At 43.0% G+C, this 22,751-nt stretch carries 21 protein-coding genes; 4 read left to right on the top strand and 17 right to left on the bottom strand.

Translation table 11 applies throughout. The features are described 5' to 3' along the window. Window positions 1–55: 55 nt before the first annotated feature. The 12 genes from HWV02_RS08155 to HWV02_RS08210 all read right to left on the bottom strand — a co-directional run bounded on the left by HWV02_RS08155 (window position 56) and on the right by HWV02_RS08210 (window position 12,273). The gene (locus HWV02_RS08155; RefSeq protein ID WP_211690138.1) at window positions 56–1,579 is read right to left on the bottom strand and encodes an NADH-quinone oxidoreductase subunit N; all 1,524 of its coding nucleotides are present in this window, start codon (window positions 1,577–1,579) and stop codon (window positions 56–58) included. Next, on the bottom strand, window positions 1,576–3,078 hold the full coding sequence (locus HWV02_RS08160; protein WP_211679219.1) for an NADH-quinone oxidoreductase subunit M: 1,503 nt from the start codon (window positions 3,076–3,078) through the stop codon (window positions 1,576–1,578). Before HWV02_RS08160 ends, HWV02_RS08155 begins: the two co-directional genes overlap by 4 nt. After that, window positions 3,075–4,862 (bottom strand): Na(+)/H(+) antiporter subunit D, encoded by a 1,788-nt coding sequence (locus HWV02_RS08165; protein ID WP_255550619.1) that lies wholly within the window; start codon window positions 4,860–4,862, stop codon window positions 3,075–3,077. Before HWV02_RS08165 ends, HWV02_RS08160 begins: the two co-directional genes overlap by 4 nt. Beyond that, window positions 4,855–5,109 (bottom strand): hypothetical protein, encoded by a 255-nt coding sequence (locus tag HWV02_RS08170; RefSeq protein ID WP_211679220.1) that lies wholly within the window; start codon window positions 5,107–5,109, stop codon window positions 4,855–4,857. Before HWV02_RS08170 ends, HWV02_RS08165 begins: the two co-directional genes overlap by 8 nt. After that, complete coding sequence (locus HWV02_RS08175; RefSeq protein WP_255547119.1) at window positions 5,106–6,647, bottom strand: monovalent cation/H+ antiporter subunit D family protein; 1,542 nt, start codon at window positions 6,645–6,647, stop codon at window positions 5,106–5,108. Before HWV02_RS08175 ends, HWV02_RS08170 begins: the two co-directional genes overlap by 4 nt. An 11-nt stretch (window positions 6,648–6,658) precedes the next feature. After that, complete coding sequence (gene nuoK / locus HWV02_RS08180; RefSeq protein WP_075473397.1) at window positions 6,659–6,961, bottom strand: NADH-quinone oxidoreductase subunit NuoK; 303 nt, start codon at window positions 6,959–6,961, stop codon at window positions 6,659–6,661. After that, window positions 6,958–7,518 (bottom strand): NADH-quinone oxidoreductase subunit J, encoded by a 561-nt coding sequence (locus HWV02_RS08185; protein WP_211690139.1) that lies wholly within the window; start codon window positions 7,516–7,518, stop codon window positions 6,958–6,960. Before HWV02_RS08185 ends, nuoK begins: the two co-directional genes overlap by 4 nt. Before the next feature lie 17 nt (window positions 7,519–7,535). After that, window positions 7,536–8,111: a 4Fe-4S dicluster domain-containing protein gene (locus HWV02_RS08190; protein WP_211690140.1), complete on the bottom strand. Its 576-nt coding sequence runs from the start codon at window positions 8,109–8,111 to the stop codon at window positions 7,536–7,538. Between the two features lie 63 nt (window positions 8,112–8,174). After that, entirely contained in the window at window positions 8,175–9,161 is a 987-nt protein-coding gene (nuoH, locus tag HWV02_RS08195; protein WP_211690141.1) for an NADH-quinone oxidoreductase subunit NuoH, read from the bottom strand. 162 nt (window positions 9,162–9,323) lie between these two features. Continuing rightward, a complete protein-coding gene (locus HWV02_RS08200) occupies window positions 9,324–10,658 on the bottom strand; it encodes a hypothetical protein (RefSeq protein ID WP_211690142.1) in 1,335 nt (444 codons plus the stop codon). Window positions 10,659–10,892: 234 nt separating this feature from the next. Then, window positions 10,893–11,456, bottom strand: a complete 564-nt coding sequence (locus HWV02_RS08205) for a redoxin family protein (RefSeq protein WP_211674882.1) — start codon at window positions 11,454–11,456, stop codon at window positions 10,893–10,895. A gap of 64 nt (window positions 11,457–11,520) precedes the next feature. Beyond that, window positions 11,521–12,273, bottom strand: coding sequence for a hypothetical protein (locus HWV02_RS08210; RefSeq protein WP_211690143.1), 753 nt, complete (start codon window positions 12,271–12,273; stop codon window positions 11,521–11,523). Between the two features lie 145 nt (window positions 12,274–12,418). On the opposite strand from HWV02_RS08210, the gene HWV02_RS08215 reads away from it, so the two are divergent. After that, window positions 12,419–12,967, top strand: a complete 549-nt coding sequence (locus HWV02_RS08215) for a MarR family winged helix-turn-helix transcriptional regulator (protein ID WP_255550620.1) — start codon at window positions 12,419–12,421, stop codon at window positions 12,965–12,967. Window positions 12,968–13,028: 61 nt separating this feature from the next. On the opposite strand, the gene HWV02_RS08220 is transcribed toward HWV02_RS08215, so the two are convergent. From HWV02_RS08220 to HWV02_RS08230, 3 genes are read right to left on the bottom strand one after another with little or no spacing between them, the layout of a single operon-like run. Beyond that, entirely contained in the window at window positions 13,029–13,778 is a 750-nt protein-coding gene (locus HWV02_RS08220) for a pirin family protein (protein ID WP_211679227.1), read from the bottom strand. 15 nt (window positions 13,779–13,793) lie between these two features. Beyond that, window positions 13,794–14,774: a glutathione S-transferase family protein gene (locus tag HWV02_RS08225; protein ID WP_211679228.1), complete on the bottom strand. Its 981-nt coding sequence runs from the start codon at window positions 14,772–14,774 to the stop codon at window positions 13,794–13,796. Window positions 14,775–14,817: 43 nt separating this feature from the next. After that, window positions 14,818–15,264 (bottom strand): DoxX family protein, encoded by a 447-nt coding sequence (locus HWV02_RS08230; RefSeq protein WP_211690145.1) that lies wholly within the window; start codon window positions 15,262–15,264, stop codon window positions 14,818–14,820. Window positions 15,265–15,444: 180 nt separating this feature from the next. Here HWV02_RS08230 and HWV02_RS08235 point away from each other — a divergent pair, with 180 nt between their 5' ends. Further along, window positions 15,445–16,347: a LysR substrate-binding domain-containing protein gene (locus tag HWV02_RS08235; protein ID WP_211690146.1), complete on the top strand. Its 903-nt coding sequence runs from the start codon at window positions 15,445–15,447 to the stop codon at window positions 16,345–16,347. Between the two features lie 145 nt (window positions 16,348–16,492). Here HWV02_RS08235 and HWV02_RS08240 read toward each other — a convergent pair whose 3' ends face one another. Further along, window positions 16,493–16,945, bottom strand: a complete 453-nt coding sequence (locus HWV02_RS08240) for a hypothetical protein (RefSeq protein ID WP_211690147.1) — start codon at window positions 16,943–16,945, stop codon at window positions 16,493–16,495. A gap of 49 nt (window positions 16,946–16,994) precedes the next feature. Further along, complete coding sequence (locus HWV02_RS22800) at window positions 16,995–17,126, bottom strand: hypothetical protein (protein ID WP_255550621.1); 132 nt, start codon at window positions 17,124–17,126, stop codon at window positions 16,995–16,997. Window positions 17,127–17,924: 798 nt separating this feature from the next. Here HWV02_RS22800 and HWV02_RS08245 point away from each other — a divergent pair. Continuing rightward, complete coding sequence (locus HWV02_RS08245) at window positions 17,925–19,892, top strand: transglycosylase SLT domain-containing protein (RefSeq protein ID WP_211690148.1); 1,968 nt, start codon at window positions 17,925–17,927, stop codon at window positions 19,890–19,892. Window positions 19,893–20,046: 154 nt separating this feature from the next. Then, window positions 20,047–22,725 carry an EAL domain-containing protein gene (locus HWV02_RS08250; RefSeq protein ID WP_211690149.1) on the top strand — a complete coding sequence of 893 codons (2,679 nt, stop codon included), beginning with the start codon at window positions 20,047–20,049 and terminating at the stop codon, window positions 22,723–22,725. The last annotated feature ends 26 nt before the right edge of the window (window positions 22,726–22,751 follow it).

The following is a 22,751-nucleotide window of genomic DNA, read 5'->3' on the forward strand; positions in this document are numbered from 1 at the left end:
TTACTCTGTTCTCCTACAACTATGCTCTTTTTAACTGTAGTCTTGTTTTGGGCTTTTATCCAAGACCAAGGGGGATTGAATCGGCTACAAAACCAAGGAACCAGGCGGGTAACACGCCAGTCATTAAGGTGCCTATTGTGGCGATTAACAAAACAATGCGTATGGATGGGGTAAGCTGCATCTCGGCCGCTTGTGTTAGTACTGGAGCTGGTGGCTGTACATACATCAACATGATGATACGGATGTAAAACCAAGCCGCGACGGCGCTCAACAGCACGGCGATCACAGCCAATATCACATGACCTGTATCTATAAGCGCTGTTAGCACATAAAACTTGGCAAAAAAACCACCGGTTGGCGGAATTCCAGCCAGAGAAAATAAAAAAATCAAACTCATAAATGCCAGGCCTGGATGCGTTTTTGCCAGACCAGAAAAGTCTTCGATTGGCTCACCGAGGCTCACCCCTTTATTTAATAGAATGATGACGGCAAAAATACCGATTGTCATAAACGTATAAATCAGTAGATAAAGCATGATACTTGCCATCCCGTCTCTGCCACCAGCCACTAGGCCCAGCATCAAAAAACCAGCGTGAGCAATACTGGAATAAGCCAGCATGCGTTTGATGTTTTTTTGTGCTAGTGCCACAAAGCTGCCCAGCGTCATCGTCAGTACGGCAATACCCGTAATGTTTAAAATCCAAATGGGCTGTAGCACCGAAAGATCCTGCATGAAAATGCGCATGATAACGGCAAATGCGGCCGCTTTGGAGGCCACCGACATATAAGCGGTGATCGGTGACGGTGCGCCTTGATAAATGTCTGGTACCCACATGTGGAAGGGGACGGCACCGACTTTAAATAGCAGGCCAACCAGCATAAACAAGGTAGCGAGGATCAACATAGGGTCGGACAAGTCCAAGGTAGACAGCGCTACAGCCATATCGTTGAGGTTAGTGGTACCGGTCAGACCATAAAATAAAGACATGCCGTAAAGGATAATACCGGACGAAAAAGCACCAAGAATGATGTATTTTAAAGACGCTTCATTGGATCTTAGGTCAGTCTTGAGGAAGCCCGTTAACACATAAATCGAGAGCGCCTGTAGTTCCAGACCGATATAGATGAGCAGGAGATCGGTGCTGGATACCATGATCATCGTACCCAAAAGTGCAAACAGCAGTAAGGCATAATATTCACCCTGGAACACATCGTCCTTGATTAGTCCGTTACTGGCTCGATAGTTACCTGACATAAGCACGGTTAACGTGGTGCCAAGATAAAGGATAACTTTGAAAAAAGTGGAAAATCCATCAACGACGAACATACCGGCATAAGCTGTTTGCGGAAAGTCGGATAGGGCATAGCTCATACAGGCGGCAAGTAAAATCATGAATACCGAAACACCTGCCAGCAGTTGATTCTGGCGAGGGTGTGGCACCAGCGATAACATCAACGCCACACAGGCACCGATAATGATGATAATTTCTGGCCCACTTGCCAATACTGATTGGCTGATAGCCGTTAGATCTACAGTAGCTAAGTCAGCAGCTGTTTGTTTTTCTGCGATGTCGCTCATAAGCCTGCTCCTACTGTTTGCTCAAGCAGGTGTTTTAGGGTCGGCTGCAGAATACTGAGGAAGGGTTTAGGATAAAATCCAAGCCAGAACACAAAGAGCAGGAGCGGCAGCGCACAGCAAATCTCTCGCACATTAAGATCCCACATCTTGGCAGCACCTGGAATACGGACTGGTCCCAATAGCATCTGACGATAAATGCTTAACAGGTAAGCTGCGCCGAGCAAAGCGCCTAACACACCAGCAGTTGCGGCCCCGTTATTGACGCCAAAAGTCCCTGACAGCACCAGTATTTCACCAATAAATCCGTTAGTGCCGGGCACTGCCATGGAAGAGAGTAAGAATATCGCAAAAAATATGCCGTAAAAGGGGATGGCCTTGAGTAAACCGCCATAAGCCGGAATATCCCGTGAATGGGTGCGCTCATACACTAGGCCAATAAACAGGAACAAGGCACCCGTGGTAATGCCATGGTTAAACATTTGGATCACGGCTCCGGTTGTGCCATTGGTCGTGAACGTAAAAAGCCCCAAAGTGATAAATCCCATGTGGCTGATACTAGAATACGCGATCAGTTTTTTGATGTCCTGCTGCGCTAATGCGAGGAAGCCCCCATAGACAATTGCGACGGCCGATAACCCTTGTATTAGCGGGGCAAAATAATGGGCAGCATCGGGTAACATTGGCAACGAAAAACGAATGAAACCGTATGCGCCCATTTTTAGCAGTACCCCAGCCAGAATAATACTGCCCGCGGTGGGGGCTTGTACGTGGGCATCCGGTAGCCAGGTATGGAAGGGAACCATAGGCACCTTGACCGCAAATGCGATCAGAAACGCGATAAAGACCCAGCGCTGCAGCTCAAAGTCATATGACACATCCATTAATACCAAGATATCGAAGGTGCGCCCACCTTCGAAATACAGCACCAATATCCCGACCAGAAAAATCAGACTGCCAGCAAGGGTATAAAGGAAAAATTTAAACGCGGCATAGATGCGATCTTCGCCACCCCAGATACCTATCATCAGATACATGGGGACTAACATCGCTTCCCAAAATACATAAAATAACAGCAGATCTAACGCGCAGAAAACCCCAAGCATCAGGCTCTGAATTGCCAGCAGACAGATCATAAATTCTTTGAGGCGTTTATCAATGGCGTTCCAGGACGCCAACACACAGATCCAGCCGAGCAGGGATGTTAAGAATAGAAATAAAACACTGACTCCATCAATACCTAATTTATAGGTTATGCCCAGAGAGGGTACCCAAGGTTTACTCTCCACAAATTGCATTTGGGCGGTGCTATTATCAAAAATGACCAGCAACCAAGTGGCAATGAGGAAATCGACAAACAATATGGTCAACGTAAACCAGCGCACTGCGTTTTTACCTGATAGGAAGGGCACGCATAATGCGCCTATTGCAGGCAAAAATATCAATATGCTTAATATCGGGACATTTTCTATGAATAAACTGGTCATCAAGGAGTCTGTCATAAGGCCTCATCCCCAATCAGCATATAAACGGCGATCACTAAAAACAGGCCAATCGCCATCGCAAGGGCATAATGGGAAATAATGCCAGTTTGCAGGCGGCGCAACAAGTTACCGCTTTTCATTGCTGTTTTCGCCACGCCGTTAACCGCGCCATCGACAACATGAGTATCGACTGTCAGGCTGTGTTTGGACAATCGATGCAGGGTATTGAGGATCACGCCATCACCCAGCGTGATGACCATCTGTTCCCACCGGAGCACGGGTTTATTGGCCAGCCACATAAATACAGCCGCCCCGCGCCGATAAAACCAGTCGGTATCGATGCTGATGGTATTCTTGGGATTGAGGTATTTAAGTAACAGTACAAAAGCCAACAGGGTGAACATCAATATACCGAGACTTTCGGTGATATGTGCACCTGTATAGGGTTCAAATTCAACAGCATAAGGCAGCATGTTATAAAGCAGAGCAGGAAAGAGTCCGATGCCAATGCAGAAGCACGCGGCAATACCCATGGCCACTAACATATTGATTGGTGGATCTTTGGGGCTGAGGCCGGAATCCTTACCAAAAAACATATAATAAGGCAGTTTAAGCCCTGTTGACAGGAAGGTACCGGAAGAAGCTAACATAAGTAACAGCGTGGCTGTCGCATGATGATCTCCTGCGGCCGCGGCGATGACCATACTTTTACTGACGAAACCACTGAAGAAAGGAAAGCCTGCGATAGCAAATGCGCCAACCATGTAAAACGCTACCGTCCAGGGCATCGTTCGGTAGAGGCCGCCGAGTTCGGTGAGCTTACGTTTGCCTGTCATATGAATGACAGCGCCAGCCCCCATAAACAATAGACCTTTATAGATAATATGTGCGAAGGCATGGGAAGAACTACCGTTCAGGGCCATTTCGGTGCCGATACCGATGCCTGCGACCATGTAACCGACTTGACTGACAATATGATAGCTCAGCAGGCGACGGCAATCATTTTCCAGCATCGCGAATATCACCCCATAAAGCGCCATGAAAACCCCAAAACCGATCAGGATTTCTGCGCCGGGGTAGGCGCGGATCATCACATAAACAGCGGTTTTGGTGGTAAAGGCACTTAAGAATACCGCGCCTGTCACTGTTGCCTCCGGATAAGCATCTGTGAGCCAGGCATTTAACGGTGGAACCGCGGCATTTATCATAAAGGCGATCAGAATCAAGGTATATGCTATACCCCCTTGTTGTGCGCCATCGATTGGCCCAAACAAGTAAGACCCGGTTTCAAGGCCATGTAGTACAATACCAGCAAACAGTAATACCCCGCCGGTGACATGCACCATTAGATAACGAAAGCCTGCTTTCACAGCGGTTTTTTTTCGAGTGGCAAAGATCAGGTAAGCAGACGCAAATGCCATGATCTCCCAGCCGACTAACAGGGTAAACCAGTCACCTGCGAAGAGTACGAGAAAGGCACTACCCATATAAAGAAACGCAGCCACTCTTTGGCCTGTATGACTGATATGCAAGCTATAAATGTTGCCGATCAGCGCCGCAATAGCAAATACCCAGCCAAAAAATAGACTCAGTTTGTCAACGTTGAACATGACTAATGAGATACCGGCAAAGTCAATTTCGCCGACGCTCCCCATTTCCATCTGGGTCAGAGAAAAGATCACCAGCAGTGGAATGATGATTGAGTAAGATTTTTGGCTATTGCCTTTAAATAACGGCAGCAGCAGACCGCCGACGAGTAGCAGAACGGCTGGCATCATGGAGAAGGAGAACCATTCAGTCATAATAGTCTTCCTTCTTGGAGATACCGATTTTTTTGCCGATGAATTTGCTGATTAATACGATCAAGCCGCAGCCGATAAACCCAAGCAGCGCTCCCCAGCCGGGTATTGCATCCCAAAAGTTATAACCGTGAGGTCTGGCAACCAGAAAATCGGCAATGACTATGCCCACTAAAATGACGACTAACAGGCGCCAGCGTGTTCTTGTGTATTCTTTGTCACCAAAGAAGTTGACTAGTTTTTCCATCATGGTAGCGATTCTCCTGTGACAAATACGTCTGTGACTAAGGTATTGGCTAAGCCTAAAAAATAGTCCGGATAGAGTCCCAATAGCAAAGACAATAGCGCAGTGATCAGTAAGGGCACTGCGACCATTGGGATCTCGTGGATATCATTGGCCGCCACCAGTGACGGGTCTTTGGGTGTTTCTTCCCGCTCAAAAAAGGCTTTATAGGTGACGGGCAGAAAATAAGCCGCATTAAGCACAGCGCTAACCAGCAGTACGATTAACAGCGCCATCTGTCCGGCATCGACAGACCCCACTACTAGATACCATTTACTGATAAAACCACCGGTTGGCGGGATGCCTATCATACCGAGGGAACCGATGAAAAATGCAGTCATAGTGATAGGCAGTCTTTTACCTATGCCGGAAAGATCACTGATCTTCTTGCGGTGGCTGGCACAATAAATAGAGCCAGCACAGAAGAACAGGGTGATTTTTGAAAAGGCATGGGCGGCGATATGGATTATTCCCCCTATGGCTGCCACTGGTGTCAGCATGGCTGCGCCGAGAATGATATAAGAGAGTTGGCTGACGGTGGAGTAGGCCAGTCTTGCTTTCAAATCGTCTCGGGTCAGGGCGTAAATAGAGGCGGTAACTATGGTGAAAGACACCAGATAAGCGGTGATGATGCCAAGACCCAAGGTACTCATCAGCTTGATACCAAACACATGGAAAATGACCCGTAACAGACAGAATACCCCCATTTTTACCACCGCGACCGCGTGTAACAAAGCGCTGACAGGGGTTGGTGCGACCATGGCCGCTGGCAGCCAGGCGTGGAACGGCATGATGGCTGATTTGGCAAATCCAAACAGGTAGCAGAAATAGATAATAATCAATAAGCCATCGGCGGCGACGACATTTTTAAACAGGCCTTGGGGTAAGAAATCAAAGCTGCCAGTAAGTTGATAAGTAAGCGCCAGTGCGGCAAGTAAAAAGGATTTTGAGGCCCCCACCAAATAGACGATATATCGTTTGCTACCATTCCAGGATGCCTGGTTTTCTTTATGATAAACCAATGGGTAAGTTATAAGGCTGAGTAGTTCGTAAAAGATCACCAGCGTAAACAGATTAGCGGCAAATGCGCCCCCCACAGCAGCAGATAGCGAGACGGCAAAAGAGGCATAAAATCGGGTCTGATTTTTCTCATTCTGGCTGCGCATATAACCGATACAATAAATGGCGGCTAATATCCATAATAGGCTGGATACTGTGGCAAATACCATGCCCAGCGCGTCAACCCGAAACGCAAAATCAACACCTGGCAGGATTTCAAATAAGGTCAGGTCGACAGTATTGCCAGCCAGTATTAATGGCGCCATTGAAATAACGATGATGAACTTTATCACCGCAGCAACAACCGATACCGCATCCCGTGCGTTGGTGCGGTTATGCAGGCACAGTATGACGCCCGCAGTGATGAGTGAGACTGTGACTGCTAAGGCCGGCCTTATGGATAATATTAATTCCCAATTCAGTAATTCCATGTTGATAAGAGTCATCAATTCCAGTCTCAGCCTTTCATGATTGTCAGGTCGTCCACTTCTAATGTGCGTTTGTTACGTAATAAAGCCACCAGTATGCCAAGTGCAATGGCGACTTCGGCTGCGGTGATTGCAATAATAAAAATAGCCATGATCTGGCCGCGAGGATCGTTCATTTCATACCCGAAGGCGATCAGATTGATATTGACACTGTTGAGCATGAGTTCGAGAGACATCAGCACAATCAACACATTACGCCGTAGTAATACGCCTGCAGCGCCAATGACAAATAAAATGGCGGCTAATATCAAATACCAAGAGATGGGGATCATTTTGGTGCCTCCTTGGTTGCCCCTTTTTTGTGTTCGTTACGATCGTTACTTTGGGCCAGGACTACCGCGCCGATCAGGGCGACCAGTAGGATGACTGAAGCCACTTCAAAGGGCAGCAGAAAATCCCTGAATAAGGTTAAGCTTAGTTGCTTGGTTGGTTCATCGCCAATGATGCTTTGCTGTGCCATCACTGCATGTAGACGGCTACTTTGGCTGAGTAGGAATAGTAGTTCAGTTGCTAGTGCTAACAGCGCGATTATGGCCGGTATTGCCCCTTTTTGAATAAAGCGACTGTTATTGATAAACCGACCATGGGCTTCTTTGCGTACGTCTAGCATCATGATGACGAATAAAAACAGCACCATAATGGCACCGACATAAACAAACAGTTGGATTACCGCAAGAAACGGCGATCCTAGGAGGACAAACAGGGCCGCGATCTGCACAAAACAGGCGACAAGAGACAGGGCACTGTGGATCGGATTTCTGGCGACGACAACCAGCAAGCCAGTGCCGATGGCAACCAAGGCAAGTAATATAAAAAATTGCTGCTCCATTGATTAATCCTTTTTTGTTATTTTTCTCGTTTGAGTAATTGCCACCAGTCGTGGCCTTTTACGTTATCCTGAGTGATGGTTTTTCCTCTACCATTTTTATCCAGCGATGCAGGGATGACTGTTCCTGCCCCTTCTTCAGCTTTGTGTGGTGCAGCGATGAGATCGTCAAGGTGCACGATTAACGCCTCGGTGGTGGTGCTAGCAACCTCATATTCCTGACCGAGCTTTATAGCGTCAGCCGGGCAGGCATCTTCACACAAACCGCAATAAAGGCAGCGCGACAAATTGATATCAAAGACTTTTGGCCGTCGGTTACCTTTTTCATCTTCATAGGGCACCACCGTGATGCAGTCACAGGGACAGATCTTTGCACACAGCTCACAGCCGACACAGTTCACGTCGCTTTCATCGTTGGTTTTCATGAAATGATGCCCACGATGACGATGGTAAGGCCGCCATTTTTCATGGTCAGGATATCTGTGTGTAATAACTCTGGAAAACATATAACGTAATGTCAGCCGCAGTGCGCGCCACAGATCGCTGAACAACAGCCATCCGATCCAGCTTTGCTTTTGTTGTCGTGTTCTGGCCATATTGGCCTCCTGGTACTATCGATACCTCATTGCTTATCCCGTTTTTCTGGGTAACGGATGTTCTTAAAACATAAATAATCCGCTGATTAAAATATTTATTAGCGACAGAGGTAAAAGCACCTTCCAGCCAATCGCCATTAACTGATCATAACGGTAACGCGGAAAGGTAAAACGGAACCACATAAATACCCAGATGAAAAAACCAACTTTGAGTAACAGCCAAACAGTATCTGGTATAAAGGGCGGCGCGCCATGCCAGCCGCCAAAAAACAGCATCACATTGAGGAAGCCTATGATCACGACGCCTAAGTATTCGCTAAGCATGAAAAGGGAAAAACGTATGCCGCTATATTCGGTATGGTAACCGGCACCCAAATCGCCTTCAGCCTCTGGCAGATCGAACGGAATCCGCTGGACTTCGGCCAATCCAGCCACAAAGAATACAAAAAAGCCTAAGGGTTGATAGACCACATTCCACATGTCTTTTTGGGCGGCCACTATGTCCATCATATTCATCGAGTTAGCCAGCATCACCACGCCAATAACAGAGAATCCCATGGGAATTTCATAGCTAATCATCTGGGCTATTGCTCTGAGGCTGCCGAGCACCGCATATTTACTGTTAGAGGCCCAGCCAGCGAGGATGGTCCCAAAAATGCCGATGCCGCTAACGGCGAGAATAAACAGCAGCCCTACATTCATATTTGACAGGCTGAGCATTAATTCAGTGCCAAAAATGGTTACCGGTTCCCCTATTGGGATGGCGACAAACACCACAAAAGGCGGCACTAATGCGACAACTGGGGCCATTTTGAACAGGGTACGATCGGCGGCACTGGGGATATGATCTTCTTTCGTCAGTAGTTTGATGCCGTCGGCTATGGGCTGTAACAAACCGTGCCAGCCAACCCGCATAGGGCCTGGACGTTGTTGGATATGACCCGCAATTTTTCGTTCTAACCAAGTGAGCGGCAAAGGCAGCAGAAGAAGCACTGCCACAACGACGGCAATCTTGAGTAACATAGGCAGGATTACATATAAGTTTTCCATGCTATAGGGTCTCTGATATCGTATTTTGAAGTAGTTTGGGTATATTTAATTAAGCGTACTATAAAGGTAGTTTGCGCTTATAACTTAATCAAATATCATTTCGAGGTGAGTACGGTTCGCTTCCTTGCTTACCGTTAGGTGATTATTTTATGAATGGATTATTTAATGCTTGTCCTTGTTCCATAGTTTCTTTATCTGTTCTGCAAATTCCAACGTTCCAATAAATAACCCGTACTGATTTTCTCCATCTACAGTGTTGATTACAGGTAAAACGTTATCATCATCGATTTTGAATTCGAATTTATAACTCATTCGGTGATCGTCACTATTGATTGACAGCTGGTCTCCCTCGGCCTTCCATGTACCTTTAAATTCATTATCATCGTTAATCTTAATGGTTAGCGTCTTATCATTATTAAAACTAAATTTGGTAATATCTGCTAATTTCAAAGACTCTGTTGGTGATATATAAAACCAAGAGTTACCTTCTAATTTAATATCCATAGTGCTAATACTAATACTCTCAGTGTTAGAAAGGGATTTTTTTGTAACTAAATCTAAGCCTGAGCGGGATGTTGAAACTAACGCAACATCATCACTCGCATAATAATATGTATCGATGTAACCAACACCTGGCGCTTTAATGACACTACCTGATGCTGTATAGGAATAAAGATCATGAGAGCCGTTAACATTTAATTCATTATCAATGTATTCTATTGTTAATTCACCATTTTTATAATCCCCTTCATCAGTGGGATGGCTTTCATTTAAGCTACGATAAGTAAATTTATTACCGTCAACATAGGTAGCCAGTGAATTGTGTTTAGCCTCTTCTTCGATGAAATTTTCGCTAGGACCTCGAATTATTTTCACCTCATCTAGTTTATTGCCGTTGCTAGCTAATCCGCTTACGAAAATGCCTAATTTACGGAGGTCCTCTTCGGAGTCCACTTCTAAATCATTGATTGATCTTGCTAAAAGGTGTGCTTGTTGGGCTTTGTAGTTATCGTCCTCATTTGATTTCAATGCAATATAATCACCTGAGATAAATTTTACTTCCATATCTAGCCAGCCAGCTAAGGTTTCTATATCAATTTTCTTGGTATACATTATTGTTGTAAATGGTGTTATAACTGTGCTGCCAGCAGGAGCAAATAAAGTATAACTTTTTCTGGCTACTCCTATTTTATCACTATCAAATGAAATACCCTCTTGAACCCTTGCAATCAAGGGATGTTGGAGAGATGTTTCATTCGTATTTAATTTACCATTACTGTTGGTTGTACCTAGCACATTACTTCGGTCTTCATTACAAGATTCAGCTTTTTCGGCGCTGCATATTAGAGCACTTCCTAAATACCCGCTCATCGCTGTGATTTCTGTTTGTGTTTGTGTTTGTGTTTGTGAATATTCGTCATTGGTATCTAAATTACAACCCATAAGAGTGACAGTTGAAAGGATACTTGCAGGGAAGATGGCGCGCTTAAATTTCATAATTAGTTCCAGTTAGGTTGATTTCTGGCAGCAATATACCTATACAGAGCTACAAGGACAATTAAACCTATGTAAAGAAAGTGAAATGTTATGTAAGTAGGATAATGAACATGGAATATGCCATCTAAATAGCGAACATAATTAACGGTTATTAGCGCTATATAAGATACTAAAAGGTAGGTTGGAGTGGGTCATCATAAAGCGCTTAAGACTCAGTTCTTAGGCGCATCGGCATTAAATATAGCAGCCGTTATCATCACATTTATTTTCAGATGAATCTAAAGTCGACTCTTCCTTTTCAGTAGTACTGGTAAGTGCAGCTGCTTCTGAGACGAGTTCACTAATCAGTTTACCAACTTGCATATCATCCATTCGACCAAAGTGATTTAGCCTTACTCTGCCATTCTTATCGATCAAGATGAGTGTAGGCGTTCCTCTCATTTCATAGCGTTGCATTGTCTTTGGTATATAACCCGTTGAAGCTGGCATATCGATGGCAACTGGAAAAGTAATGCGATATTCATGGATAAATGCTTTTAGTGCGTCAGCTGTCATTACTGCGTGATGTTCAAATACAGTGTGAAGACCAATAACCTTAACGTCTTTATCTGCAAATGTTTCAGCGATCATTTTGGTTTGTGGTATCCCGTGTGACACACAGCCCGGACATAACATTTGAAATGCATGAATAACAACGACAGATCCTTTCATTTTAGATAGGGGTAACGGTGCTGTCGTATTTAGCCAAGTACTCGCTTCAATTTCGGGTGCTATTGGGTATTCGGTGAATATAGACATTCTAATTACCTCATTGATTATGGGATTAATTGATAGGCAAGCGCGCTAACACCTGCCTATTTCTTTATTGATTTACTTTACCGGGTAAACTTAGATCTCCAGAGGCAACGTCCATCACATTGACTACACATAGTAATGGTGCATGAACACTTTGATTAACGCGTAGGCCAGCGGTAACGCCATCATACTTGGTATTGGAAATATCAACGTTAGAATCAAAGGCTACTTTTACTTCAACGGTTTCGTTATTGAAAGTAGGATCCCAACCTGGACTATCTAGTAGAATGGGAAGTCCCGGCCATGTCTTAGGCAGTCTTGGCGATGTACCCTCCGGAATATCAACTACTGCCAGCATACCTTTACCGCACTGTTCATTACCTTGTAAGACGACCCAATGGCTGTGCCAAACATCACCATCATTGGCTGGATTATTATCTGAGTTCTCATCGTATAAAGGCGTGTCATCAAAATCGGCATGGGCTGTTACTGCTAAGGCTAATATTCCGGCGTCTTTTTCAAAGCCAACCGTTGCACTATTAAGCGAAGTCGGCCATACATATGAAAACACATTACTCCCCGCTAATTTACCCGACGCAAGTGGTTTACTTGTCCCTGCTTTTTCAGACACTGCCATGTGGAAAGTCGCAATATTTTTGTCGGTCGTTATCTTGGCATGAACGATATCAAAGGTAGCTGGTGTGTTACCCGTAGGGTCGACTTTCGCGTGGATGCCCCCATCATGTGAGCCGCCAGAAAATGCATAAGACGAGGACAACAGTGCCAAAGAGGCTGTAATAAATAAAGAATGGTGTTTCATAACTATCTCCAAAATTAGTATTGAGTCAACACTAAGTGTACACGGGCATCTCGCGTTGTCAAATGGTGTCGGCTCGACACTACATTTCGGGTTCTAGCTTGTAAATATGGTGTTTATTCGATACTATATATGAATGAGTATATCAATGATCCAACAAACATTAGAGCGGCTTTCTAGCTTGCTACGCAGTGAAAAACGTAATCGCTTGCTTGAATATGGTTTACAGCCCATCCAATTTGAAGCGTTACATTATCTGTCGATATGTAACCGTTATTCAGACACACCAATGGGCGTGACTGATTATTTAAATCAGACCAAGGGTTCGGTCTCTCAAACACTAAAAATACTTGAAAAAAAAGGACTTATTGAGAAAGTAGCGGATAGTAAAGATAAACGTGTTGCACACCTTAAAGTGACAGAATCTGGCCTAGCGTTGATTAATGGGTTGCAGATCTCACCACTACTGCAACAAGCGAGTGAACAATTTAGTAATAAGAAATTTAATACGATTGACACAGCGCTCCATGATTTGCTATTTGCAGTGCAGTCAGCGAATCAGTTTAAATCTTTTGGTCAATGTCATACCTGTATACATAATTCTAAACGTGATGAGGGTTATTTTTGTGAGTTGACACAGGAACCACTCTCAATAAATGACATTGATCTTATATGCCGGGAACATTTACACAAATAAACCAACTGTCTTAAAAAAATAGCGATTGTCTGATCGCTATTGCTGCAACATAAACAAAATATCATTGGGCAGGTGCATCAATAATGATGATCTCCGCATCGGATAGCGCTTTGATCGTGATTTCCTTTTGTCTCGTTACTTCTGCACCATCGCCTTTGTTCATCAATATTGCCCTTTGATTATCAATAAGTTCAAACTCTCCACTGGATGCCAAAATATATGCCTGGTGCTCTATTGAGTGAGTAAATTTTGTGCCTTTTTTAATCTTACCACCATAGATACGCGCGGCTTGATTGATAAAGAGTGCGTTATCTTGCTCGCCTGGGTATCCAGAAACGAGTAGGGGGAGCTTAGTATTGTCTGTATGATGAAACGTAGCGGTATTATTAATCGTATCAGTATTTTCAGAAAACAGTTTGCTGCCCCATCTCGGCTTTACGTTTTGCTTATTTGGTTCAATCCAAATTTGAAATAACGTTAATGGTTCTTTTGTTAAATTGTATTCCGAATGAGTAATACCTGAGCCTGCACTCATTACTTGTACTTCGCCTGCGAGGGTCACGCCTTTATTGCCAGTATTGTCTTGATGAGTGACCGCTCCGGATCGTACAAAAGTAATGATTTCCATATTTCGGTGTGGGTGAGCTGGAAATCCTGTTCCTGCCGCAACCCAGTCGTCATTAACCACTCTTAGCACACCAAATCCCATTCTTTTGGGATTGTAATAATTAGCAAAGCTAAAGTGATGATTGGCTTTTAACCAGCCGTGGTTTGCTTTGCCAATCTGCTGAAAAGGATAGTGTTTTATCATTGTATTTTCCTCCCACTAGACTTTACCTGTTAATCGATTTCTATCATGCGGTGCAGTGAAATCTTGCTGTGGGCCACGCGGGACAATCAAAGTCGGGTTAATTGTGTCATGACTCGCGTAATAATGGATCTTGGTATATTCCAAATCGACAGTGCTTTCGATCCCTTCAAACTGAAATAACTCACGTACATAGTGACTGATATGATGGAACTCACTTAACTTATTGCGATTACACTTAAAGTGACCATGATAAACGGCATCGAAACGCAGCAATGTTGTAAATAATCGCCAATCAGCTTCTGTTAGGTATTCCCCCAGTAAATAACGGTGGTTGCTAAGTCGCGCTTCAAGCCAATCTAAACTGGCAAAAAGTGCGTCAAAAGCTTGGTCATATGCTGCTTGAGTCGTGGCAAAGCCTGCACGATAGACACCATTGTTTATCGTGTCATAAATACGTTCGTTAATGGTGTCTATTTCTGGTTGTAAATCAGTTGGGTAATAGTCATCGTGGTTGCCCGTTAACTCATTAAACGCAGTGTTAAAAATACGAATTATTTCGCTTGATTCATTGTTCACTATGCTTTGTGTTTTCTTATCCCACAATACTGGTACGGTAACTCGCCCTTCATAATCAGGTGCTGCTTTAAGGTAAAGCTGGTACACATAGTCACTTTGATAGAGTGTATCGCTGTAGTCGTTGCTATCGTCACTATTAGCACCGAATTCCCAGCCATTGTTTAGCATTTCAGGTTTAACGACGCTAATAGAGATAATGTCTTCGAGTTGCTTCAATTGTCTAAAAATCAAAGCGCGATGCGCCCAAGGACACGCTAACGAAACATACAAATGATAGCGGCCTGCTTCTGCCGGATAGCGGCTACCTTCCTCATTTGAAATAGTATCTCTGAAGCGACTTGCCTGACGTTCAAATTGGCCTTTATTGCCTTTGGTTTCGTACCATTGGTCATGCCATTTACCGTTAACGATTAATCCCATGATAATACTCCTAATTTATGTTGTGTTAGCGCCATCGGGTTTATTAACTAAGCTTGCTCACGATAAGGCTATCGATTGATAATTTACCGCCGCCTTGCAGCATTACCGACAGACTGATTGCAAACAGTGCTAAGGCAAATTCATAACCGCTGTTGCTCACGAACAGCCCGTTATCGATATGCGTACTAAAAATCGCGACGATCATAGTTAGTGACAATACCAGCGCTGTTGGTCTGGTGAGTAGACCAAGGATAAGCAGTAGGCCGCCAAAAAATTCTGCACTGCCTGCCATCATCGCCATTAAGTAGCCCGGTGCTAGGCCGATAGATTCCATCCATTGACCTGTGCCTTCGAGCCCATAACCACCGAACCAAGCAAACAGTTTTTGCGCGCCGTGAGCGGTAAAAATAATGCCTGCAACTAAGCGCAGTGGTAATGCCGAAAAAGTGTTATCTGATGCTAATATTTTCTTAATTGTTGAAGTATTCATGTTGTGCTCTCTTTGATTCGTTAATGTGTTTCTAAGTATGTCTTATAAGTGTGTAGCTATTGTATTCGCTTAAATGGATTGGAATAACAGCTGAAATTTGTTTAGTATGTTCAAAATATTTGAACAATTGATGGCGTGTATAAGCGTGACAATAAAATACTAAGAAGAGAGAGGCGATGAATGTATAAATCTCCGATAACGATAGAAGCATTACAGGTGCTTGATACGATTGATCGTCGTGGTAGTTTTGCCGCCGCCGCTGAGCAATTAAACAAAGTACCCTCGGCGCTCTCTTACATAGTGCAGAAATTAGAAGAACAACTGGCGGTGACTTTGTTTGTGCGTCAGGGTAGGCGGTCGGTATTAACGCCTGCGGGTCGCCACTTACTCGATGAAGGCCGTAAGGTACTTGGTGCCGTGAGTAAACTGACCGAGCAAACACAAACCATCTCCCATGGCTGGGAGCCTAAAATTAATATCACATTCGATTCTCTTTTTGACATGCAGCTATTACTTAAACCATTAGCGCTGTTTTTAAATGAGCATCCGAATATTGAAGTAGACATGAATGAAGAAGTAATGAATGGTTCGTGGGAAGCATTGATTGAAGATCGCACCGATTTGGTTATTGCTGCACCCGAGCCTATACCGAATCAACAAGGCATTAGTGTGACCGCCTTAGGCAATCTGCAGAAAATATTCGTTGTACCTAAAGACCATGAGCTTGTTAATTTTACAGCCCCTGTCAGCAAATCTGAAATTGATAACTACCGGACCGTCGTTGTGCACGACTCGGCAAGAACTGCCATACCTTGGTCAAATAACATTATTGAACAGAGTCGACATTTTTACGTCAATTCAGTTGAACACAAGATCCAAGCTATTATTGCTGGCATTGGCGTAGGCTATCTGCCGAAAACACGTATTCAATCACATTTAAATTCGGGTGATTTAGTCGAAATTGACCTAGGCGAAAGGGAGCCAGTCTCAGGCATTTACCTTGCTTGGAAAACCGTGAATAAAGGGAAGGGGTTAAAGCGATTGAGAGACATAATGCAAGAGCATTTAGCAACGTTTGCATAATCTTGTTACGACCAACTTTATTGGCTAAGAGAGCAAATCACCTAACAAAGTTCTGCACCAAAGTAGCTTAGAGCTACAACTCACTCATAATATACTGATATGCAGTGGTACAGCTAATTTGGCTACGTGAACATACCTTTTACCATTACTTCATAGTCCCTAATTTATCGTATAATGAAACTAAGTTCACTTCTAGGTTTCTATTCTGAAGCGCTTTTTCTATTTTATTTCTAACATTGGAAGGTACTTGATTGAAATTAGATTCTTTACCTACTAGAGCAATAGATAAATACATGTAAGTCAATGCTGCCATGTCAATATCACTGGAATCATTGAACACTAAGGCTTGAGCTAATGAGTACAATTCTTCTTTAGCTGAGCAATCAACAAGATTCTTAGCTTTATAATAAAAGACCCCTTTTGCAACAGCCTCTCTAGGAAGTCCGATTAATTGCTCCAAAGAGATGGCTGGTTTTCTTTTTTCTATTTCAACACAGCTCTTCACTTTAGCTTCATACGCAAGGTAATGTTCGGGTTGCACTGCACATGCACTAGAACTTAGTAATGCAGTTGCTATCACAAATTTAGCTAGTTTCATTGTATACACATCTCCAGAATTTTTTTCAGCGGCAGTCAGTTTAGATGACTTAAATATCACTCAGAATAGAAACACCTAAAGTAACACTTAAAATCTGAGCGCTTCTACTTATATCTCTGATATTTTTAATAGCCTCTTTACTTTCTGGGCCAAATACCACACCTTCTACTTGACAAGTCATGACGAATCCTTGTTTTATAATGTAAAAGAACAACAATATCATAAAGATAGGAGTTGAGAGTACTAGATAAGCATTAATCTAATTCAGTTATGTTTTACTTGAGTCGGGTCAATAATGGGAAAACGTAAGAATATAAATACTTAACAAGCCAATTCTCAGAGACTCTTGACGGTAGAGACTCCAAACCCAACTCTCTTCTACGGATACAATTCAATATGTAGCCTACGGCGGCAGCTGCGGTATCAAGTGAGCAATGAACAATCCAAAACACCGTAATAATAATTTCAGTCATTATAGATTCGAGCGTTCAAAGGCATTAGCAAACACGCAATAGTGTAAGTGATATGGATTTGGGAATCACAGACGTTCTACATATAAGACTATGGAGCAAGTATGGTTACTGTGAAAAGGCTTCAGGCTGGGCAATATTCTGTATCTGATGGAAGATAAATAATTAAATATGGTATATATTTTTAGCTATGGCAGCTATATGTGTATTTTTCCTAGTTTTTAGAGGCTATTGAATATGATACTTTGGGGAAAGTATCGCCTAACAAATTGCAGCACTTTAAAGCTCCAGCTCTAAGCCAATCCTTTCCAAGAATGAGTTGGCTATCCTAGCTAACCCATTGAACACCATGCGCTTTCCCCTTTGCGCCATTCGAATCAGGCCATTATATTTTCGTAGATTAATGAACTTCTTGAATAACTCCTACACTAAAAAGAAACAGGGCCGATTACATACAGTATTGGTATTTAGCTAGCTGCGCTAAAGCAGAGTATCTCACGGATGAATCGATGAAAATATTTTTTATATCTTTGTTTTTATTATCATTTTCAAGTTTATCTAGTTCGCTTACGTGGAGCCAGCAAAGAGGCCTGTATACGCAAGCTGTAGACTTACAAGCACAACAAATGTGGTCCGAAGCGTTACAAAAAACAGAGCTGATTCCTGCATACCCATTAACTTATCTGCTTGAATACGAACAGCTTAAAGCACACTTTAGCCGCAACAGTTTGGTTGCAGTGCAATCTTTTATAAAGGATAACCCTGATCGTCGCGTGAGTTATGATCTGCAGCGAAGCTATTTATATTACTTAGCAAAAAACCAATATTGGAGTGAGTACCTGTCTTTTTATCCGCAACTTCCCAATTCACTCGACTTGAAATGCTTTCATTTTCAGGCGCGATTAGCGGACAATCAAGCAGATGATATTTGGGCTGATGTGCAAAAAACCTGGTTAACGGGATTTTCTTTGCCGAATGCCTGTGATGGCGTCTTGGAGTATTATCTTAATAATAAAAAAATATCTCAGGCATTAATTTTTAAGCGTTTTAACTTAGCTTATGCAAATAACAAAACATCCCTTATGTCTTATTTGATCACCTTAATGGACAAGGAAAATGAACTGTTGGCTAAGCAGTTATATGACTTACATAAATCACCAACAAAGTTATTAAACAGCCCCTTATTTAAGAGCCCTTCATTTAACAACCCTTCATTTAACAACAAGGCGCATGCTAGGCACGATTTTTTAGTTGCGAGTATTAAACGTCTTGCTAAAAAAGATATTGAATTAGGATTAAATGCATACCTCACTTATGAGCGTAAAAAATATTTCACATCGGCAGAGCAAGTCAAATTAAAAAAATACCTTATATCGCGCATTATGATCCGTAATGAAACTAAGTTGTTACCTTGGCTAGATAAAGCGCTTTCGGCTTTAGGGGATGTACCATTAACGGAGCATAGGATCCGTTATGCGATTAAATTTAATCATTGGGCCGATATAGAATACTGGTTGATGCAGCTGAGCGAGATTAAGCAAGTAGATAGTAAGCAGCTCGATAGTCAATGGGTGTATTGGCAAGCACGGGTATTTGAAGAGAAACAACAACAAAATCAGGCCGATAAACTTTATCAAAAAATCGCGGCTGAGCGTAATTACTACGGCTTTTTGGCCGCGCAGAAATTAGGTGTAGATTACCAGTTTAATGCCAATATAGTCAGCAGGCAGCAGCAAGACTTAGAGCATCTGAAAACACAGCTAGCACATATTGATGAACTGTATTTCCATCAACATACGTATTTACTTAAACGTGAGTGGCGGACCTTAATTAGCGCTCAAAGTAACAATTTGCAAAGGCAGTTAGGTTTATTTGCCTTCCAAAAAGGTTGGGCTCATCTGTCGGTCGTTGCCAGTATTCTTTCTAGAAGTTGGGATGCCTTGAATATTCGTTTCCCTGCCGCTAAACCACAGCTATTTTATGCTAATGCCGACCGATACCAACTCGATTTAAGCTATATTTACGCCATTACGCGCCAGGAAAGTTCTTTTGACGAGTCTGCTAATTCTCCGGTCGGGGCTCGTGGTTATATGCAGTTGATGCCGAAAACGGCAAAAGAGACCGCACGTAAAATTGGCTTGAAAAATTATAAGAAGCAAGCACAATTAACCGATGGCGATATCAATGTACAGTTAGGTACAGCCTATTTTGATAGCTTACTTAAGCGCTATAAAGGGAATCGGGTGCTGGCAACTGCGGCATATAATGCGGGTCCGAATCGAGTAGACCGCTGGCAAGCCAGCAAAGACGGCAGGGCAGAGCAAGGCTTAACGATGGATAGCTGGATCGAAGCCATTCCCTATAAAGAGACCCGACGTTATGTCAAAAATGTTTTAGCCTATAACGTCATTTATCAGCATATCTTAGATAAACCGCTTGAGTTTCTTACGCCTAAAGAGATCCATGCACGTTTTTAATATAATGAATCGCCTAACCATATCAGTAGGAAATATTTTGTTGGACAACAAAGCTGGTCAGTTCGTTTAAAATGCGTAAATGCAATTGATAATGGTTCTCATTATCAATATAATTCATATCTGATTTGAGTATTAAACCAGTAGGTAATCTGTAGTGTTGGCACAAAATATCCGTTTATGGTTGTCTATAACAATGAGTTTGTTGTTGTTTCCTTTATATTTTCTGTATGTGGAATTACAGCAGAATGAGCAAGAACGGGATTATGAGGAACTGAATCAACATGCTAGCCTAGCGTTCGACACTGCTCAGCGTAATCTCGACGCTTTGCAGGAACACCTCGTGTCATTACGCAGTATGATGACCTACCAGCCTGAACTTTCTCGCCAGCAGTTTGATCAGTTTAATGCTCAGTCATCACTAAGTGATTACGGTATTGTTGTGTATGAGTGGATCCCTAAAACCAGTCAGCAGCAAACCCCGGATTTAATTAAGGATGCTGTTAATACCGGCATTTTTGATTTTCGTTTTAGCCGAGTTGGAACAAGTGAAGTATTTTACCCTATTTATTATTCGGCCTCGGCTCAGATGAATGGTTTATCCTTGGGGATTAATCTGGCGGATATCGATAGTATTCGCGAGGGGATGACATTAGCGGCCATAGATAACAGTCTGCAGTTAGTGATCAGTGAGAATATGTCACTTGATGAAGCGACAACACCTGAAGTTAGGTTGTTGTTACCTGTTTTTGCTTTGAATGATCAAGGTGAGGTTGGTTCTGAATTGAGGGGCTATGTAAGTGCGATGACCCACTTTGATGCAGCGATGGAAATTCTTTTAGGGCCAGTACTAAGCCAGAGGCAGAATCTTGGTTTAGAGATCTACCGTGAATGTTTGCAAAATACTGAGCTGTTATTTACCTCGTTACATCAACAAAGCTCTAAACCTGAGTATCGAATTGACTTTACACAAAATTATGCAAATTGGCAGTTGCGATATCAGTTTGTTGATTTAAGTCCACCTATGCCTTGGTGGTATCTATCTCGCCCCATGCTAATTGTCATCGGTATTGGCTTAATCATTTCATTGTTTCTCTTGTTGTTACGTCATTCGCTATACCGTCGCATACGCGCTGAAGAACTCGCCAGAGAGAAGACACATTCGCTAGAGTTAGCACAAAATGAATATCATAACTTGTTTGAAAAAGTGGTTGAAGGTGTTTATAGCGCAACGCTTGAAGGACAGTTTTTAAAGGTTAATCCGGCGTTAGCTCGGGCTTTTGGTTATGAAGATCCAAGACAGATGCTGCAAGCGGTTGAGCATATTGGTCGGCAACTACATCGAGAAGATCAATCATATCAGGCCTTTTTAGAGACGTTAAAAGAGAAAAAAGAAGTATTTAACTATGAATGGGAAGGCGAGGATCGACATGGGAATACTATCTGGCTGTCAGAAAATGCATATTTAAATACAACTGAGGATGATTGTGTCGTGTATCAAGGCACTTTGGATGTGATTACCGAACGTAAATGTAATGAGCAGCAGCTGAGTTATCAAGCCAATCACGATGCCTTAACGGGTTTGTTAAATCGAACTGCCTGCCAGAATTTTTTGGAACATTATTTACAGAATAAACAGTGGGGCGTGGTGCTATTTATTGACCTTGATGGTTTTAAAAAGATTAATGATACCTATGGGCATAGCGTTGGCGACTTTTATCTGCAAAAAATAGCGGACAGATTAACGCAGATTTTACGTAAAAAAGATCGAATTGCACGTATCGGCGGTGATGAGTTTGTCATTTATTTTGAGGGCGAAATGTCTCAACAAACCATTAAGTATGTGGCTGAACGTTTACAGCGTGAAGTCACTCAGCCAGTTCTATTCGACGGCGCGTCTATCGCTCTACAGGTTTCTGCCAGCATTGGATTCACCTTCTTGGGCCCTCACTATCAGCATGCTAGGGATATTTTACGAGATGCAGATCTGGCCATGTACGAAGTGAAAAAGAGTGGTAAGGCCAATTATCAGGTATTTAGTTTAGCCTTGCATGAGCAGGTACAGCGCCAGACTGAATTTGATGATCTCCTACATAGTGCATTGGAAAAAAATGAGTTTAGTTTATGTTTTCAGCCTGTCGTCTGTTTGAAGGATGCCCGAACCCGAGGTTTTGAGGTCTTGTTGCGCTGGTATAATCCTAAATTGGGTCAGATTTCCCCTGAGCGTTTTATTCCGCTAGCAGAGAAATCTTTGCTGATTCAGCCCTTAGGTCTATGGGTGATTACTCAGGCGTTAGCTGGTTTTCGTCGGTTAACCTTGCTAAAGCCTAATGCAGGGCTTTATCTGAATATTAATTTGTCGCCGCGTCAATTGCAGGATGATCAATTAGTGAAAGTTTTACCTAGATTATTAACCGAGGCAAAAGTGGCACCTGAGAATATCCGCTTCGAACTAACAGAAAGTGCTTTAGATATGAATGAACAAGTGGTGACAGAGCGTTTGTCGGCATTAAGAGCGATGGGGTTTAAAATATATATTGATGATTTCGGTACAGGGTACAGTTCATTAAAACGTTTGGTTCAGTTTCCGATTGACGGTATCAAGATTGACCGTTCGTTTGTTGATGGTTTAGAGGAGGACTCTAGTAAGCAGGTAATGATTGAGGTAATTGTTACGATGGCGCGCTTACTCAATTTACAAGTCGTCGCAGAAGGTGTGGAAACTGAGGCACAACGGAAATTGTTAGAGGTAGGCGGCTGCCGATTAGCTCAGGGCTATCTGTTTTCTCGTCCATTGCCGGAAGTTGAATTGAGCCGACAGCTTGTAACTGCTTGAACGGACTAATCCAACGGACTTTTTAC

The organism is Moritella sp. 28, assembly GCF_018219435.1.
Taxonomy (GTDB): Bacteria; Pseudomonadota; Gammaproteobacteria; order Enterobacterales; family Moritellaceae; genus Moritella.

Bases quoted from the DNA above. Each gene is read 5' to 3' on its own strand.
- HWV02_RS08165 (WP_255550619.1), bottom strand. From the start codon at position 4,862: ATGACTGAATGGTTCTCCTTCTCCATGATGCCAGCCGTTCTGCTACTC.
- HWV02_RS08245 (WP_211690148.1), top strand. From the start codon at position 17,925: ATGAAAATATTTTTTATATCTTTGTTTTTATTATCATTTTCAAGTTTA.
- HWV02_RS08200 (WP_211690142.1), bottom strand. From the start codon at position 10,658: ATGAAATTTAAGCGCGCCATCTTCCCTGCAAGTATCCTTTCAACTGTC.
- HWV02_RS08170 (WP_211679220.1), bottom strand. From the start codon at position 5,109: ATGATGGAAAAACTAGTCAACTTCTTTGGTGACAAAGAATACACAAGA.
- nuoH (WP_211690141.1), bottom strand. From the start codon at position 9,161: ATGGAAAACTTATATGTAATCCTGCCTATGTTACTCAAGATTGCCGTC.
- HWV02_RS08190 (WP_211690140.1), bottom strand. From the start codon at position 8,111: ATGGCCAGAACACGACAACAAAAGCAAAGCTGGATCGGATGGCTGTTG.
- HWV02_RS08230 (WP_211690145.1), bottom strand. From the start codon at position 15,264: ATGAATACTTCAACAATTAAGAAAATATTAGCATCAGATAACACTTTT.
- HWV02_RS22800 (WP_255550621.1), bottom strand. From the start codon at position 17,126: ATGACTTGTCAAGTAGAAGGTGTGGTATTTGGCCCAGAAAGTAAAGAG.
- HWV02_RS08210 (WP_211690143.1), bottom strand. From the start codon at position 12,273: ATGAAACACCATTCTTTATTTATTACAGCCTCTTTGGCACTGTTGTCC.
- HWV02_RS08160 (WP_211679219.1), bottom strand. From the start codon at position 3,078: ATGACAGACTCCTTGATGACCAGTTTATTCATAGAAAATGTCCCGATA.
- HWV02_RS08155 (WP_211690138.1), bottom strand. From the start codon at position 1,579: ATGAGCGACATCGCAGAAAAACAAACAGCTGCTGACTTAGCTACTGTA.
- HWV02_RS08205 (WP_211674882.1), bottom strand. From the start codon at position 11,456: ATGTCTATATTCACCGAATACCCAATAGCACCCGAAATTGAAGCGAGT.
- HWV02_RS08235 (WP_211690146.1), top strand. From the start codon at position 15,445: ATGTATAAATCTCCGATAACGATAGAAGCATTACAGGTGCTTGATACG.
- HWV02_RS08240 (WP_211690147.1), bottom strand. From the start codon at position 16,945: ATGAAACTAGCTAAATTTGTGATAGCAACTGCATTACTAAGTTCTAGT.
- nuoK (WP_075473397.1), bottom strand. From the start codon at position 6,961: ATGATCCCCATCTCTTGGTATTTGATATTAGCCGCCATTTTATTTGTC.
- HWV02_RS08175 (WP_255547119.1), bottom strand. From the start codon at position 6,647: ATGACTCTTATCAACATGGAATTACTGAATTGGGAATTAATATTATCC.
- HWV02_RS08215 (WP_255550620.1), top strand. From the start codon at position 12,419: ATGATCCAACAAACATTAGAGCGGCTTTCTAGCTTGCTACGCAGTGAA.
- HWV02_RS08225 (WP_211679228.1), bottom strand. From the start codon at position 14,774: ATGGGATTAATCGTTAACGGTAAATGGCATGACCAATGGTACGAAACC.
- HWV02_RS08185 (WP_211690139.1), bottom strand. From the start codon at position 7,518: ATGGAGCAGCAATTTTTTATATTACTTGCCTTGGTTGCCATCGGCACT.
- HWV02_RS08220 (WP_211679227.1), bottom strand. From the start codon at position 13,778: ATGATAAAACACTATCCTTTTCAGCAGATTGGCAAAGCAAACCACGGC.